Origin of the sequence: Candidatus Profftia lariciata (assembly GCF_020541265.1) — a bacterium.
GTDB lineage: Bacteria > Pseudomonadota > Gammaproteobacteria > Enterobacterales > Enterobacteriaceae > Profftia > Profftia lariciata.
Window position 1 is genome coordinate 311,342 of record NZ_CP045925.1, and the last position, 18,600, is coordinate 329,941.

7 protein-coding genes and 2 tRNA genes are annotated in these 18,600 nt (G+C 18.4%); all 9 read left to right on the forward strand.

Features of this window, described 5'->3' with window-relative positions:
• The first annotated feature begins 1,647 nt into the window (after positions 1 to 1,647).
• The 9 genes from zapB to csrA all read left to right on the forward strand — a co-directional run bounded on the left by zapB (position 1,648) and on the right by csrA (position 13,561).
• A complete protein-coding gene (zapB, locus tag GII40_RS00725) occupies positions 1,648 to 1,884 on the forward strand; it encodes a cell division protein ZapB (protein WP_226813493.1) in 237 nt (78 codons plus the stop codon).
• A gap of 451 nt (positions 1,885 to 2,335) precedes the next feature.
• Positions 2,336 to 2,424 (forward strand) — tRNA-Ser (locus GII40_RS00730).
• Between the two features lie 7 nt (positions 2,425 to 2,431).
• A tRNA-Arg gene (locus tag GII40_RS00735) sits at positions 2,432 to 2,508 on the forward strand.
• Positions 2,509 to 3,946: 1,438 nt separating this feature from the next.
• Positions 3,947 to 5,518: a glutamate--cysteine ligase gene (gene gshA, locus GII40_RS00740; protein ID WP_226813494.1), complete on the forward strand. Its 1,572-nt coding sequence runs from the start codon at positions 3,947 to 3,949 to the stop codon at positions 5,516 to 5,518.
• 1,919 nt (positions 5,519 to 7,437) lie between these two features.
• A complete protein-coding gene (gene rpsF, locus GII40_RS00745) occupies positions 7,438 to 7,824 on the forward strand; it encodes a 30S ribosomal protein S6 (RefSeq protein ID WP_226813495.1) in 387 nt (128 codons plus the stop codon).
• Between the two features lie 340 nt (positions 7,825 to 8,164).
• Entirely contained in the window at positions 8,165 to 8,392 is a 228-nt protein-coding gene (gene rpsR / locus GII40_RS00750) for a 30S ribosomal protein S18 (RefSeq protein WP_226813496.1), read from the forward strand.
• Positions 8,393 to 8,433: 41 nt separating this feature from the next.
• Positions 8,434 to 8,889 (forward strand): 50S ribosomal protein L9, encoded by a 456-nt coding sequence (gene rplI, locus GII40_RS00755; RefSeq protein ID WP_226813497.1) that lies wholly within the window; start codon positions 8,434 to 8,436, stop codon positions 8,887 to 8,889.
• A 977-nt stretch (positions 8,890 to 9,866) separates the two neighbouring features.
• Positions 9,867 to 12,524, forward strand: coding sequence for an alanine--tRNA ligase (alaS, locus tag GII40_RS00760; RefSeq protein WP_226813498.1), 2,658 nt, complete (start codon positions 9,867 to 9,869; stop codon positions 12,522 to 12,524).
• Between the two features lie 851 nt (positions 12,525 to 13,375).
• The gene (gene csrA / locus GII40_RS00765) at positions 13,376 to 13,561 is read left to right on the forward strand and encodes a carbon storage regulator CsrA (protein WP_226813499.1); all 186 of its coding nucleotides are present in this window, start codon (positions 13,376 to 13,378) and stop codon (positions 13,559 to 13,561) included.
• Positions 13,562 to 18,600: the final 5,039 nt, after the last annotated feature.

Consider the following 18,600-nt stretch of genomic DNA (forward strand, 5'->3'; position numbering starts at 1 on the left):
TTATTTTTTAAAATTTTTTAATACAAAAGCAATAAAATTGCTATTTAATTTAAATATTATTGTGATATTTATTTTTACGATTATATCTTAAAAGATATTAAGATTAAATAATTAATAACAGTCATTCCTTAATAATAATTTTAGTATTTTTATAAAATTAGTTACTTAAATATTTTATATGTATACAATACTATATTAGTATACATTTTTTATCCTTGCTTATTTTAGTAAGTATTATACTTTATTTTTAATAAGATTATAAATAATATCTTATAATTAATGAAATATTTTATATATCATCTAGTATGATCATTAATAGTGATTAGTAGTAAAACTATACTATGTATTTTTATAAAATTACTATGTAAGTAAATTATTAATTACTAAATAAAAATATAATCTTTATATATTAACTTAGTAATTATATATAATATAGCAATATAATTATATATTATAACTATTAATTAATAATACTATCTTGATATAGGATTTTAAGATTTTAATGCAATATCTTCATTATTTTAATGTAATAAAATAAATATAATATATTTAAAAAGTTTCATGAGAATAATTTTTAAGATTTAAATATTAACTTTTGAAGAAGTAATATTAATTATTTAATATGATCTTATTATAAATATAATAATGTTTTCTGAAAAACATATTATATTATAAATAATTTGAATTATATTAATATAACTTAAATTATTTAGAACTAAAAACATTAATGTGATATGATCAGTATCAAGTATATTCATTGAATTATGTTTATTTTTTAATAAAATATAGTATATTATTAGCAATAACATATATAAAATATTCATTATCAATATTAAAATAATTTTACTAAAGAAATTAATAAATTTTAGATCATCTTTTGATTCAAAATAAATGATTAATACTATATTTTTTTATTAGTTACTAATATTTTATTAAAATATATAAAAAATATAATTTTATTTTTTATGTATTTAACAATTAGGTGTTTTTATATATAAAAAATTTTAATATTACTAAGAATATGTATTAATTTTTTTATAAAAATTCTCTATTAGTACTTATCTTATTAGATAATTTAAGTAATTTTATATTTTGTAATAGGATGATTATTATATAAGAATTATATAATTAGTAATTTTAGAGAGATATTTTTATTACAATACATCTCATTAAAATTATATTTCATTCTTTAAATATATAATAACGTTATTAGCACTTATATGTGCTTATATTAGATCAATAGTTTAATGATATTTTTGTAAAATTTTTTATTTTTATCTTTAATTATAATGATAAAAAATTTACTTAAAATACTATATATAATATTAAACTCATTATAGTTAAATTATATTATTGATAATAAAAAATTAATAATAAATATTATCATTTATAATATAAGATGTATTATATTTATTTAAATATATTTAATATCATTAAAGAGTTATAAATATAGCGTTTATCATATAATTAAAATATATGATAAGGTATATGCAATCATATATATCAATATATACTATGCATATAATATATTTATTAATTAATATTATGATTCATTTTAACACATGCAAAGATATTTTGTAAAATTATCAAACAATACATTCATTAATATAAATATATACTGACATAATTATAACAAGGTAAAAAAGAATGTTATTTGAACAATTAGAATCAAAAATTCAGCAAGTAATTGATACGATCATGATATTACAGATAGAAATAGAAAATCTAAAAGAACAAAATATTAAGTTAAACAAAGAAATACAAGAAGCAGCTAATTATCATGAAATTTTAATACGAGAAAATGAACAATTAAAAGAAGAGCAAAACTTACGTCAAGAACGTCTACGTTCTTTGTTAGATAGAATGGATGAATTTAACTCGTAATTTTTTAATGGTATTGCTATTTAAATATTATAAATATTTTTAGTAAAAATATAAAAAAATGATATTATTACATAATATGTTAGTATATTCTTATTAAGAATATATACTAATTGAATTTTTTCTAAAATTATACATATTTAAAATATTTGTTGTATTAACAAATTATATTATATTATTAGTAATTTTTAAATCTTTATTATTCTATTGTTTATTATAATATCTTATAATTTTAAAAAATTATTGACTTATCTATCTTAAAATATAAAATAGTACATTACCAAAATCTTTAAAAGATGATATATAATTATATATCAAAAAATATTTTTTTAATTTTAGTAAAATTACTTTTTAAAAATGTATTTAATATCTCTTATAAAAATATTTTTAATCTTTTATAAGTAATTTTAAGTTACTTTTTTATTGAATGTGTGTATATTACAAGTACTAGTAAGGTGAGGTGGCCGAGAGGTTGAAGGCGCTCCCCTGCTAAGGGAGTATGTAACTAATAATGCATCCGGGGTTCAAATCCCCGTCTCACCGTTATTATGCACCCATAGCTCAGCTGGATAGAGTACTCGGCTACGAACCGAGCGGTCGGAAGTTCAAATCTTCCTGGGTGCACCATACTAAATATACTTATAGTATATGCATCGTCTTTCATGATGATTAAAGATATTAAATAATATACAAAATAACTATTATGTAAATAATTATTTTTAACTTATTGATCTATGAATATTTTTAGTTAAAAATTTAGAGTAATAATACTCTTAATTTATATATTACTGTTATTAATATATTATATTATATATAAGTTTAATTATATATATATTTAATATGTTTCTCTGTATCTCAAAATAAATAATATATATAAATATTAAATGAATTTTTATATAGCACAGTATTTCTTAAATATTAATTATTTAATATACTTATTAATCATTTAAGTTTTTATAAAAAAATCACTCTTAACAATATAAATAATAATGTTATTATGATCTTATTTTATATAATTATTAGATTGATATAATTTTAAAAAATATTTACTAAAATTATTAGTATTATTTCTTAATAAAAAATAGTTTATTATATAATAATATATTATTAGTCATATGTATCTTTAAGAATATAGAAAAAATATTATTTATATTTTATTTTTGCTAAATTTTTTATATATTGTAATATAATGTATTACAATATAAATGAATCATTGCAGTTATATTAATTTTTTTAAAATTATAATATATTAATTAGTATAAATGTAATTTATTATTCAAGATTATATTCTGAATTAAATATTTTATACTAATCTATTTAATAATAGGTACTTTTTATTTATTTAATTATATTAAATATTGATTGTTACAAAAACTGTATATTATTTATATAAATAATTATTATTATAGTTCGTAATGTATACATATATAAAATATGTTTTTATTTTTATTTACATAATACTAATTTATTAAGAGAAAAATAATAACTCCAAGATATCAAGTAATGAGTAATATTACATAACTTTTAATTATTAATATTTTATATTGGAAACAAATTAATTGATATCAAAAAATAATTATTTATATAATCTAATATTAATATTTAATTAATGTCATTAATGTGTAATATTATCCCTATAATTAGCGTTATATAATACTCTATATTTAAAATATTTTTATTAGTGTTTTATTAATATGTATGATAAACAAATATATTTAATTTTATTTATGCAATCTCTAATGTTCTTTACAGTAATTATCATGAACTATAGTTCATGATAATAATACGAAAATAATCAAGAAATGTTATATAATATAATTCTATATTTTTTATATTAAGTTTAATATTTCCTTGATTATTATTTTATAAATTGAACTCATATATATTAACATATAATATGTATCAATATAATGCTGATATATCTATATATCTTTTTAAGATTATTAGATATACTGTATAATATGATAATTATACAGTATTATCAATAAACAAATATAGAATATATTATTATATATATCATATAAATATTATAGTAATAATTATTTAATTGATAGGAGAAGTAAGTTTGATCCCTGATGTATCTAAAGGCTTAATATGGTTACAAAAAAATCCGGATGTTATTTACGGAATTAAACGTGGTATTGAACGTGAAACTCTCCGAGTAACTACAGCAGGCCAATTGGCCACTTCTAATCATCCAGAGATATTAGGAAAAGCATTAACTCATCCTTGGATCACAACTGATTTTTCCGAATCCTTACTAGAGTTTATTACTCCTGCAGATTCTAATATTGATAATATGTTATCTTTTTTGACCGATATTCATTCTTATGTTGCAACTAATTTAGTTGGAGAACGTATGTGGCCTATGAGTATGCCTGGTTTTATTAAACATGAAAATAATATTATATTAGCTAAATATGGTACATCTAATATTGGTCAATTTAAAACAGTTTATCGTAAAGGCTTAAAAAATCGTTACGGTGCATATATGCAAATAATATCTGGCATTCATTATAATTTTTCCTTGCCTTTTATATTTTGGCAAAAATGGGCTGGAATTAAAGATGTTAAAAGTGGTAAACAACAAATATCTGCAGGCTATTTTCATTTAATACGTAATTATTATCGTTTTGGTTGGGTCATTCCATATCTATTTGGAGCCTCGCCGGCTATGTGTTCTTCATTTTTAAAAAATCGTCAAACTAATCTTCCATTAAAACAAAAAGATCATATGTTATATTTACCATATGCTACTTCATTACGTCTTAGTAATTTAGGTTATACTAATAAATTACAAAATAATTTAGGTATTATGTTCAATAGTTTATCAAACTATGTCACTTTACTTAAAAAAGCAATATATACACCATATGATAAATTTAAGCAAATTGGAATCAAAGTAGACGGTCATTATCGTCAATTAAATGCTAATATATTACAAATAGAAAATGAACTATATGCTCCTATTAGACCAAAATGTATTACTAAAGAGCATGAATCTTTGTCAGAAGCATTATTAAGTCGTGGTATAGAGTATATTGAAGTACGTTCATTAGATGTGAATCCTTTTACTGCTATTGGTGTGAATGAAGATCAAGCTCTTTTCTTAGAAATTTTGTTAATTTGGTGTATATTAGTGGATTCTCCTAAAATAAATAATGATGAGTTGTTATGTATTCGTAAAAATTGGGATCGCATAATTCTTGAAGGACGTAAACCAGGACAAACTATTTGTATACATTACAATAATAGTTTTGAATTATTAGTAAAAATAGGTAAAGATTTATTTACTAGTTTACAGCGTGTTGCTAAAGTATTAGATAATATTTATGGAGGTAATAAATATTATCAAGTTTGTACTATGTTATTAGTAAGTTTTGATGATATTACATTAACATACTCTGCTAAAATATTAGAAAAAATAACTAAAAAAGGTTTTATTCAATTTGGTACTGAACTTTCAGAAATGTATTATCAAGAATTAAAGACAAGAGTATTATCAGTTCAACGCAAACAAGAACTACAACAAAAAGTAAAAGATTCTATTAAGTATCAATCTTATATGGAAGCTAAAGATTCTTTGTCAGATGCAATAAGCTTTGAAGAGTATCTTTATATGCATAATCAACGTTAGTAATTAAAAATTATAAGTATCGTTTAAATATTGATTGTATAAAAATTTTAAAAAAATAAATATATAATTAATATGTATATTATCAGTTATTTTGTTAATATTTTTAATATATTAATTTTGTATATTTATATTATATTAAATTATTTATATCATAAAATAGTATTTTAATTATGATATAATAATATTATGTGATTATTTATTTTATTATTTAAATAAGTAATAACATTAAATATATAATGAATCTATATATCTTTATAAAACTAACTTTATAAGTTGTTAATGTTAAATATTATTAAATTTTTTAAATTATTAATCTTTTATAAAGATGGTAAAAATATATTTATAAATAAATTATTTTTAATATTAAAGATAATATATATTGTAATGCAATATATTAAATATATTTTTTATATTTATATGTCATTATATAATATTTACTATATATTTATTACAATTAAATATATTATATATTATATCTAATTACTATTAAATAGTAAAAGTAATAAAGACATTATTAATAATAATGTATTGTTTTTTAAAAACTTATTTTTAATAATTAAAATTTTTTTATTTGCTATGTAGCATTTTGTTATTGATAAATATTTTTTATTAAAATAATTAATATATTACTAATAAATACAAAATAACATATTATATTGTAATAAAATTATCAATTATTGACAATAATGACAGAATAATTTTTAGTATTATTAAGTTTTTATTAAAATCAATATTCATACTATGTATGTATTATGAAGATTAATAATAACATATTTTTTATAATATATAGAATTAACATAATAATTAAGATATTTAATGCCTAATAAAAAATTAAATGTTTCTAATGGTACTTTTTCTAAAAATATTATTTTTGTAGTTAATTAATATTATTTGAGAATACTAAAATAATTTAAGCTAATATATTATACAAGTGATTAACGTAATGATAGTATGTTGTTTATAATAAGAAAATATTAATTGTATTTATATATACTGTAAGCTAAATAAAAATATTTATTACCATAACACTAACACATTAGTAATGTATATATTATAAATTATATTTTATTTTTATAAACATGATATTTTAATTTATAATCAATTATTCTATAATGTTTTTATATCATACAATTAATATTGTATCTATAATTAATATTAAAGCAATAAAAATTAATATTTCTTATTTTATACTAATAAAATATTATCTGTAGATTTATTTATATAATTATTTAACAAAATAATAATTTTTATACTATATTATATCTATATCTAAATATATAATTGTTGTTTAGTCATGTTATATCTATAAAATATTAAATTATATTATAATAAGTTTTATCATAAAATATTTTACTTATTAAAATATTAATGTAAAAGTTATTTTGTATTTTAAATAACTATATTAAGTTTACTGGAAATTTTGATGCGTTTTTCTATAAATAATTTTAATATTTGTTAATGATAAAAAATAATAATTTATATTGTAGCATAATCATGAAGAATATACTAAAAAGTAATATATTTACTTTTAAAAAAAATATTCAATATTTATAATATAATACTATTATTCTATTATAATATATAATAACAAGTGCTTAAAATTTTTATTATTTTACTAACTTTAATATAGCAAGGTTACTTGATATATTAAAATTTTTATATTTTATTGTATTTATTGAGTAATTGATTTTTTTAAAAGAATAAATTTTTTAAGAAGTAATTTTCATAAAATACATTATTATAGAATATCATATAAATATATTAATTATTAATAATAATGTTACCAATTAACTTGAGTTTTCTCGTAAAAATAAGTATGATAATTATATTATAGTCGCACATACAAATACGTTCCTTCCTTTCTATAGTCTTATAATTGACTATGTTAAGAAGCTGCATAAATCCATAAGGAGCAATTTATGCGTCATTATGAAATAGTTATTCTAATTAATCCTGACCAAAATAATGAACAAATTACAAATATTATTAATCGCTACAGTCTTATGATTAATAAAGCATCAGGATATCTTCATCGAATAGAAAATTGGGGACGTCGTCAGTTAGCCTATCCAATTAATAAATTATATAAAGCTCACTATCTTTTGTTGAATATTGAAGCCACTCAACATGCTATTAATGATATAGAAAATGATTTCCGTTTTAATGATGTCATTATACGTAACATAATTATACAAACTAAACATGCGATCATTGAAGCATCACCTATGATAAAACCTAAAGAAGAACGTCGTAATGATCGTCGTAAAGACGATTTTGTTAATGAAATAGTTGCTGGAGACTATTAAAAATAATTCTTAAAATAAATATTAATGCACCTTATTTTAACAAGCAACATTCATAAATTTTGAATTAAAAATAATACTCTCTCCAGAGCTAGCACACTATCACTATATATTTAAAATAATACATTAAAATAATAAATAATTAAATTATAAATAACTGTAATATGATACAGTTATCATGATTACTAAACAATCAATTTTATTGTAATTACTTATAAATTAACAATTAGCAAGATACTAAAAAATGTAAATTAAACAATTACTAAGATTATTTATAAATTAAAAATTAGTATTGCATACTATAAAAGTATTATTCACTTAATAAATTTTGGAGATTAATCATATGGCACGTTATTTTCGTCGTCGTAAATTTTGTAGATTTACTGCAGAAGGAATTCAAGAAATAGATTATAAAGATATTATTATGTTAAAAAATTATATCACTGAAAGCGGTAAAATTGTGCCAAGACGTATTACCGGTACTCGTGCAAAATATCAGCGTCAGTTAGCATCTGCTGTCAAGCGCGCTCGTTATCTTGCTCTGTTACCATATACTGATGATCATCAGTAATAGATTGTTTTATAGATAATTTAAATAAAGGAGATAGAGGAATGGAAATTATTTTACTTGATAAAGTAGTCAATTTAGGTAACTTAGGTGATCAAGTGAAAGTTAAATCTGGTTATGCACGTAATTTATTAATTCCTCAAGGTAAAGCTGTTCCTGCAACAAAATACAATATAGAATTATTTAAGAAACGTCGTGCTCAATTAGAAAAGCAATTAGCTGATGCTTTAGAAGCTGCTCAAGTTCGTGCTACTACAATTAAGAAATTAGGTACTATAATCATTAATGCTAAAGCTGGTAATGAAGGTAAACTATTCGGTTCAATTGGTACACGAGATATAGCTAATGCAATTACTGCGCTTGGCATACAAGTAGAAAAAAATGAAGTTCGTCTACCAAATGGTGTTCTACGTACTCTTGGTGACCATGAAGCCTATTTTCAAGTAAATAGTAATATATCAGTAAACTTAAATATATTAGTAGTTTCAGAAAAAAAATAAGCAATATATAAAAAAATATATTTTTGTGTATGAATAATTAGATAGTTAATTAATATTCATTATTACTGTATATAATAATTATATTTTATATTTTGTATCAAAATATTTAGTTAATAATTAGATAATAAATAAATAAAAAAATAATATATAATAAATAAATTATTAATGTTTATTTTAATTTAAGATCAATTAAATATATAATATTTTAATAAACAATATAAAAATATTTTGCTTATTATGTTATAATAATATAGTCAATTATATAATAGTTATCTTGAATAATGTTTTTATTTTAATTAAGATTGTAAATATATAGTATCTATAATAGATATATTTATTATTTACTTTATTAGTTTAATGAAAATAACAATTTTTTTAAAAAACATAAAAGTTAAATAAAATATTTAATATATATACTATATAATCATATACTATTCTCATACATTGATCTAATGTTTATTCTATATTATTTGTATTTCATATATAAGTAATTTTTAAAAAACATGCTTTATATAAGAATACTTATTATTACATAGTATTAAATATCTTGTTTTATATATCTTTAAAAGATTAGTGATGACCTTTAGATAAAAAACGAATATAATTGATACTTAACTTAAATATATACTTAATTTATAAAATATTTTTTATTCGTTATATTTACAATATTAGTATATTTTATACAAATAATATTAATTCAATTATTATGATTAAATCACATATCAAAAAAAGTTAATATAAGTTAAAAATTTTATTTATTATGCACAATAATAAATTGTATATATAATAAATACATTGAAAATTTTTCTTACAATACATTTATGCTATTGTATTAAATTATTGATATAGTATGCATATTCTATTATAGAATATAATAAAATTATTTTTTATCACTTGTATTTATTATATGCTAACTTTTAATTAAGTATATATATCTATGATATAATACATTTTTTAGACTTAATATCGGAATAATCATGAAAAATAGTACTGCTGATATTCGTCAAGCATTTCTTGATTTTTATCATAGTAAAGGACATCAGATATTAGAAAGTAGTTCTTTAATGCCAAATAACGATCCAACGCTATTATTTACAAATGCAGGTATGAATCAATTTAAGGATATATTTCTTGGTATTAATAAATATAATTATAATAGAGTAACAACTTGTCAGCGTTGTATTCGTGCAGGAGGCAAACATAATGATTTAGAACATGTTGGGTATACTTCTCGTCATCATACTTTTTTTGAAATGTTAGGTAATTTTAGTTTTGGTGATTATTTTAAATATGAAGCTATTAAGTTTGCATGGGAATTATTGACTGATAAAGATTGGTTTAATCTTACTAAAGAAAAACTATGGGTAACTGTTTATAATACTGATGACGAAGCATTTAATATTTGGGCATACGAAATTGGTATTCCACAAGATCGTATTATTCGTATCGGTAATAATAAAGGCATACCTTTTACTTCAGATAATTTTTGGCAGATGGGTAATACCGGTCCATGTGGTCCATGTACGGAAATTTTTTATGATCATGGAGATCATATATATGGTGGACTTCCAGGAAGTTCTGACGAAAATGGAGACCGCTATATTGAAATTTGGAATATTGTATTTATACAGTTTAATCGTCAATTAGATGGTACAATGTTACCGTTATCTAAACCATCCGTTGATACTGGTATGGGATTAGAACGTATTGCAGCTGTTCTCCAAAATGTTACTTCAAATTATGATATAGATATTTTCCGTGATCTTATTACTGCAATAGCAAATATAATTGGTATTACTGATGTTTCAAAATTTTCTAATAAATCCTTGTGTGTTATAGCCGATCATATTAGATCTTGTGTATTTTTAATTGCTGATGGTATATTGCCTTCTAATGAAGGTCGTGGCTATGTACTTAGACGTATTATTCGTCGTGCAGTACGTCATGGTGCTATAATAGGAGTTAAAGAACCTTTTTTTTATAAATTAGTTACACCACTTATTGAAGTTATGGGAGTTTTTGCAAATCAGTTAAAGTGTAAATATTTAATAATTAAACAAATTCTAAAAAATGAAGAAGAGCAATTTTCTCGTACCTTAGAACGTGGTTTAGCATTACTCAATGAAGCTCTAGTGAATGTTACCAATGATACATTAGATGGTGAAACAGCTTTTTTATTATACGATACATATGGTTTTCCTTTGGACTTAACGATTGACGTTTGTCGTGATCTTAATATAAAAGTTGATATCATTGGTTTTAAAAAATTAATAGCAACACAACGATGTCGTGCAAAACAATCGAGTCATTTTAATATTGATTATAGTAATTTAATTTATTCTAATAATATCTCTAGTTTCTCTGGTTATGATAATATTAAACAATATTCTATAGTTACTGCACTTTTTTGTAACAATAAAGCAGTTGATATTATTAATGTAGGTGACAGTGGTGGGATTGTTATCCTTAATGAAACTCCTTTCTACGCAGAGTCAGGTGGTCAAATTGGTGATACAGGTCAATTAAATAGACAAGACATGAGTTTTCTTGTTGCTGATACAAAAAAATATGGCTTAGCAATTGGTCATCATGGTAAAGTTATTCATGGTTCATTAAAAGTTGGAAGCAAGGTTGAAGCGACTATTAATGAATTACGTCGTCATTCTATTTGTTTAAATCATTCAGCAACTCATTTATTACATGCTGCATTATTTCAAGTTCTTGGAAAACATATTTCTCAACAAGGTTCTTTAGTTAGTGATGATCATTTACGTTTTGATTTCTCTCATTTTAAACCTATTACTTTTAAACAAATATGTAAGTTAGAAGATATTATTAATTTATATATTCGTCGTAATCTACTTATTCAAACTAATATAATGGATCTTGAAGATGCAAAAGCAAATGGTGCAATTGCTTTATTTGATGACAAATATAATAAGATCGTTCGTGTATTAAGCATAGGTGACGTCTCGACAGAACTTTGTTGCGGTACTCATGTTTCTCAAACTGGTGATATTGGTCTATTTCGTATTACATCTGAAATGGGTATAGCATCTGGTGTGCGTCGCATCGAAGCTATTACTGGTAAATATGCTATTACTGCTATGCAGAATGATACAGACATTTTACGTAAATCTTCTTTTTTAGTAAAAAGTGATACACAAAATTTAGCAAATAAAATACAAGTTATAATGAATAAATATCGTTCTTTAGAAAAAGAATTACAATTTTTTAAAAATCGACAAGCATTACAGGAAAGTATTATATTATGTAATCATGCTATTGATTTAATGGGCATTAAATTACTAGTTAGTTGCTTAAATGATATAGATGTAAAAATGTTACATATTATAATTCATAATTTAAAAAATAAGCTAGGTTCTGGTGTAATCTTTCTTACTACCAATATCAACGGTAAAGTTACCTTAGCAGCAGGTATTACTAAAGATTTGATTGATAAAGTTACAGCTAATGATCTTATTAATATGGTACTTAAACAAACTGGCGGTAAAGGTGGTGGTCGCCCTGACATGGCGATGGCTAGTTGTATTAATATTGTTGCATTGCCACAAGCTATATCAAATATTAAGTCTTGGATTACCCAAAAACTCTGTTGTACTATAACATCATAGTATTTTAATAAAAAATATTATTTTATAATTTATCAATTTATTTGAAGGATACAATATTTATTATATAGAAGTATATACTTCATAACAATACAATATATGATATTATCTAGCATTATATTTTAGCTAATTAATTAAATTAGTTATACTTTAATAGTATCTTAAAATTCTTTTTATATTATATAATATATAAAATATAACTTATATAATAATATTCTTATAAATTAGTAATTTTTAATAAAAATATATATTACTACATATATTTTAATCTATTTTAATTGTTGATATGTTAAAAAATGATTTTTTATAAAAAATAACAACATTATTAATATGTTATTTAGAATATTTTTAATTAATGTTCATGAAACATATCAGATACTATATAGTGCTATATTTAACAAAATTTAAAATTAGATAAAAGTAATTTAAATAATATAATAAATTAATACTATATTTTTATCTAAAATATATAATATATATTTTAGATATTTTATTGTATGAACATATTATAAATATTACTATAGTATATATAGGGCACTATTATTTACTAAATTAAGATATACATATAACATAATATGAAATATTATATTGTTTTAGATTTTATAAATCCTTATAGACTGAACATGTATCTTTTAAATACAGATAAAATTATATGTTAAAGATATCTATAGATCAAGATATTTATAATTACATTAATAATTAAAATTATTAATGTAAATATATTATATAAATTAAATAATTATTTTTTATATATCAAAAAGATTGTTATAATTTATATATTGATAATATATTATAAATGATGAATAAAAAATAAGATATCTGATTTATAATATAAACATTATAAGGAGTAAGTAATGTTAATTTTAACTCGTCGAGTAGGTGAAACGCTCATGTTAGGTGATGAAGTAACTGTTACGGTATTAGGTATTAAAGGAAATCAGGTGCGTATTGGTATAAATGCTCCAAAAGAAATATCTGTCCATCGAGAAGAAATTTATCAGCGTATTCAATATAAAAAATCCAAACAAAATACTTATTAATTGTTTATATAGTTTGTTATTATATATAGGAGTTACAATAATATTTATTTTTTTAACTGTATATTATATATTTATTAGTCTTATAATACTTATTCTTGAATTTTTTATATTTTTAATTATTTTAGTATAATAATATTATATTTATTAAATCTTATAATTTAAGTAATTTTAAATTATAAATAATAATATTAACATTATATAGTATCAAATAAATTAATTATTTATAGTAAAATATATGATTTTCCTAAAAAATGATATATTAACTTAATATTATTTGATTTTTTAAAAAATTATAAAAATTAATATTTTGCAATTCAATAAAAAATTAATAAATACATTTTTTAAGAAAAATGTCTCAATAATATTTTATTAACTATAGTTATTACTGTATTATTGAAATGAAATAAATAAAAATCATATATTAATCTGCATTAATATATAAATAATAGCTAAATAAATAATATATTATATCTAGTAAATATAATGAATTATATTAATTTATTATTGGTTTGATTATACATAATTATTATTTGAATGAAATATTATTTTTTACTATTATCTAAAATAATATTTTTATGATTATTTTTTATTATTACAAATAAAATATATAGAAAAATATAATTATTATAATATAAAAACTATTTTAATATTATAAAATATATAAAGAATAGAATAATATTTTTATAAAAATTTTATTAAAAAAAAATAAATACCAAAATTAAAATAATTTTAAAGAATGGTTACATAACATATTAACTATTTTATTTGGATATAGTAACAAATATAAAAAATATTAAGGATCCTTGGATACATATAATAAAAAAATATTTTTAATAAAATACTAAAAAATTTATATAAATAATAATATTTATGTATCTAGCATATAAAAGATTTTTAGCTCTATACCTATAAATAAAATATATATTTGTTAAAAATTATGAATAGCATCATGATTAAAACAAACTTACTAATAATTGCACTGGGCTGTCACTAAGAAAAAATAAGTAAATGTGTAATAAAAAGTAAATATACGGAATATTAAAGCATAAATACGGATACTGTAATACATATAAAAAAGAAATATCTAGTAAAAATATGATATTACATAAAACATTAAGATTATTTGGTACAACTGTTAGAACAGAAAGTATATTTTTTATAAATATTAGTTATAGTAGTTTAATACTAATTTGCATTATATTGATTTTAGTTTATTTAATTATTTTTTCATATGATTGTTCATTAGCTAGATTATATATGTTTAGTAGTAATATTTTGAGAAAAATTACTGATATACTTGAAAAGTATTTTTACTTGATTATATTTTTTGCAAGTTATCTATTATTACAAGTTTATGGTGTAATGAATACTAATAATTTTATAATTTTTTAAAAACATTCACTACAAATTGTTCTATGAAAAAGTGATCTAGTTACGTTAGTTTTATCAAAAAAATAGTTTTTATTATTTTATTTGGTAAATGTTTCATAATTAAAACAATGATTTTTTAATATTTTATGTAATAATTAATTTAAATTAATTTCTATCTTGCTAATCTTTTATTAGAATCAATCCATATTTTAACAATTCATTATTAACAATATTTTCTTTATTAGGTTGTAATAGTATTCTAATTAATATATGTTTTAGCGTTAATATTATTGTATTTTTTATAATTTTCTTCTGTTGTTTCTTATTTTGTTGACTCTACATACAAAAAACACAAATATTAATTAAGTACGAAGTTTACTGAAAATAATTACTTGAATATTATCTATCGTTCTAGTATATTGATATTTTTAGTAGTTATGTTTTTTACTTTTAGCTACGTATTTATCATGTTCCCTAAAATAATCTTTAATATTGAAGAGCAAAATCTTTCAGTGTTATTTTATCTAGAAAATCATTTTTCTTTTATGTCTTATGGAAAATACATATTTTTACAATACTAGAATATAGTACTTCACTAATTTCTATTGTAAAATCTTTTTTGGATATTATCTTAAAATTCTGTAAGACATAAATAATTTAATAGTTATATTTACTTTTCAGAAAAATCAATATACTAATAATAACATTAAATTTAATCAATATATTTTTATAATCAATTTTACTTAAATTATTGCATATATTCATGCTAATATATTAAATACAATTAATAGATGCGTCTATTATTGCATTATTATGTTTTCTTGCTAAAGAATTCTATTCGTAAGGTATCTAATTTATATTAATATAAAAATAAACTAGAAAATTATTTTAATATAATTATAGAATTGTTAATTTTTTTAAAAAGTACAACAACTAATAATATTATATAATAATTACTTAAAATATTTGCTTATAAAATATTTTTTATTTTTTATAAAAAAAGTAATTGCAATTACTTTAATATTTAAGTTATTTATATATAATCTCATTTTTATTTAAAATTAGATAATTTTTATATTTTTAATAAACATATTGATTAATAATAATTAATTAATATATAATTATATATTAAGAATAAATATTTTATAAAACAAGTATGTAAATACATTGATTACATAATAATAAATAATATTATTAAAATTATATATAATCTTTTATTTATATATTATATAATACGTTATATGTTTATTTTAATCCATCACTATAATGTATTATTTATTCTATAATTTAAAGTTACTTTATAAGTTGCAATATTTATATATAAAAATATCTTTGCTAAAGATTTAATCTTTTTATATTTTATATTTATTAGTAATTTTTAATTATTTTATACTCTAAAATAAATAATTATTATTAATATAGTATATATTTATCTATATTATACAAATATTTAATATTATTAAAATGTTTATGCATTTTATAATTGTAATATTGTTAATATACAGTGAATATTTTAGAACTAAAATAATATTCATAATTTTTATATACTGATATTATCATGAATAGTTATCTATATCTTAGTACTTGTACATTCAAACTATATATAAAATATATGATTTATATATAATTATTAAAATATATTATTTTCATAAAATTGTATATTTTATTTAAAAATTACTTAAAAAGTATAAAAATATATTTTATATATACAAAATATCGTTTCATTATATATTAAGTAATAACAAGATTCAATAATTATTAAAAATAATTAACGTATGAATAATATAGTTAAAGAACATACTTATTAGTATAGTATATTCAATATATACTAATATAGATAATATAATATATATAATACAATGTTTATAATAATATTTTTTTTTAAAAAAACCTGAATAGAATACGTCACGTATATTATTATGCAATTTATTAAAATAAATTTTTTATTATTATTTTGTTTAATACAAAGTATTATTATTTTACTGGATATGTATTTTATAATTAAATTAATAATAACTTTATATATAATATTTAATAACATATACTACTAGTTTAATTAGCACACCAATATACTTTAAGTATGATATCTAATTAGTGATTATATTGTATTTTAATAAAAATAAATAATTATAATAAAATTATTGCTATAATAATTATAAATTTAATAAAAACTAGGAATCTTTTTGCTAAGATTATTATCTTAGTTCATAATTAGCTATTTTTTGTATTATTATAATAATAGTTAATTTTACTAAATTATAGAAACTTAGTACATACTATATACTTAATATATTACATATATAATGAATATTATTATATATAATGGATTTAATTTAATATTTATATACTTATATATAAATATATTTAATGATATAATTAGTAACTACTTTATAGTTATATTATAAACATACATTATTCTTTATATTTAAAGAATACTTACATATATATTATATGTAATATTTTATATTAAATAATATCTATTATCTAGAAATAAAAATATAAAATTTAGTATACTAATAAATAGCTAACTCAGTATAATTATAATAATTATTAAAAAATATTAATATCAATATATAATCAATAACATAAAATAATGACAACAATTAAAAGTATAATAATTAATTATATTACATAATAAAGTCTATAATGATTTAGTTTTTTCTAATTAACAATTATATTAATTTATCATGAGTAAATCAACTAATAATATAATATATATTATTTAATATAAATTAATAATTATTTAACAGTTATTCTTTAATAAAATTTTATATATAAAAAATAAATCTTTTTATATCTTTAAGAATATATTGTATATATTACCATAATAATAATATAAATTTTTATTAATTATTCAATTAATAAACTGTAATAACTTAAAAAAGAGATATAAATAATATATTAAAAATGACTATATAACAATTACATGATTATTAATATACAATATATATTGTAACAATAATTTGATATTGTATATCTTATCATAAGTACATTATTTACTTAACTGTTATATCACTCAAATATTAAGTCAATAATTTTGTAAAAATATAATTATTATTAATTTATATTAAATTTATAATAAAATAATTATATTATTATAAATAATTACATATAATTATCGTGTAGCAATAAAAAATATATGAGTATTATAACAAAAAATATAATTTGATAATTATTATAAATACTTACATAATTTTTAATTTGTTAAATATCTTATGTTAATACTGGCATATAGTACTGTATAAAACATGAAATTACTTAATAAATAGTATGAATATATATAGTATAAAAATAAGTAATGTTAAAATTCAAAGAATCACTATAATAATGAAGTTATATAGCAATAACAGAAATGTTATAAAAACAAAAAAATAAATAGATTTATTGTAAAATAATTATGAGCGATATATGATAAATAATATATTATTTAATAAGAAGTCATCATAAGATTCATTTTATAAAAGCTAATGTGATTCTTTACTGTATTAATTAATATATATTATAATATATCTAAATTTTATTTATTTTTTATACAGTATCCATGTACTAAATTATTTAAATAATTAAATTATATTTAAGTATAATAAATAATATATTTAAAATTTTTAGTAATATAATTTTTTATAAAAAATCTTAATTAATTTTTAAATAAATAAGGAATTATATAC

Coding starts and splice junctions, on each gene's coding strand:
- zapB (WP_226813493.1), top strand. CDS start 1,648: ATGTTATTTGAACAATTAGAATCAAAAATTCAGCAAGTAATTGATACG.
- rpsF (WP_226813495.1), top strand. CDS start 7,438: ATGCGTCATTATGAAATAGTTATTCTAATTAATCCTGACCAAAATAAT.
- rpsR (WP_226813496.1), top strand. CDS start 8,165: ATGGCACGTTATTTTCGTCGTCGTAAATTTTGTAGATTTACTGCAGAA.
- rplI (WP_226813497.1), top strand. CDS start 8,434: ATGGAAATTATTTTACTTGATAAAGTAGTCAATTTAGGTAACTTAGGT.
- alaS (WP_226813498.1), top strand. CDS start 9,867: ATGAAAAATAGTACTGCTGATATTCGTCAAGCATTTCTTGATTTTTAT.
- csrA (WP_226813499.1), top strand. CDS start 13,376: ATGTTAATTTTAACTCGTCGAGTAGGTGAAACGCTCATGTTAGGTGAT.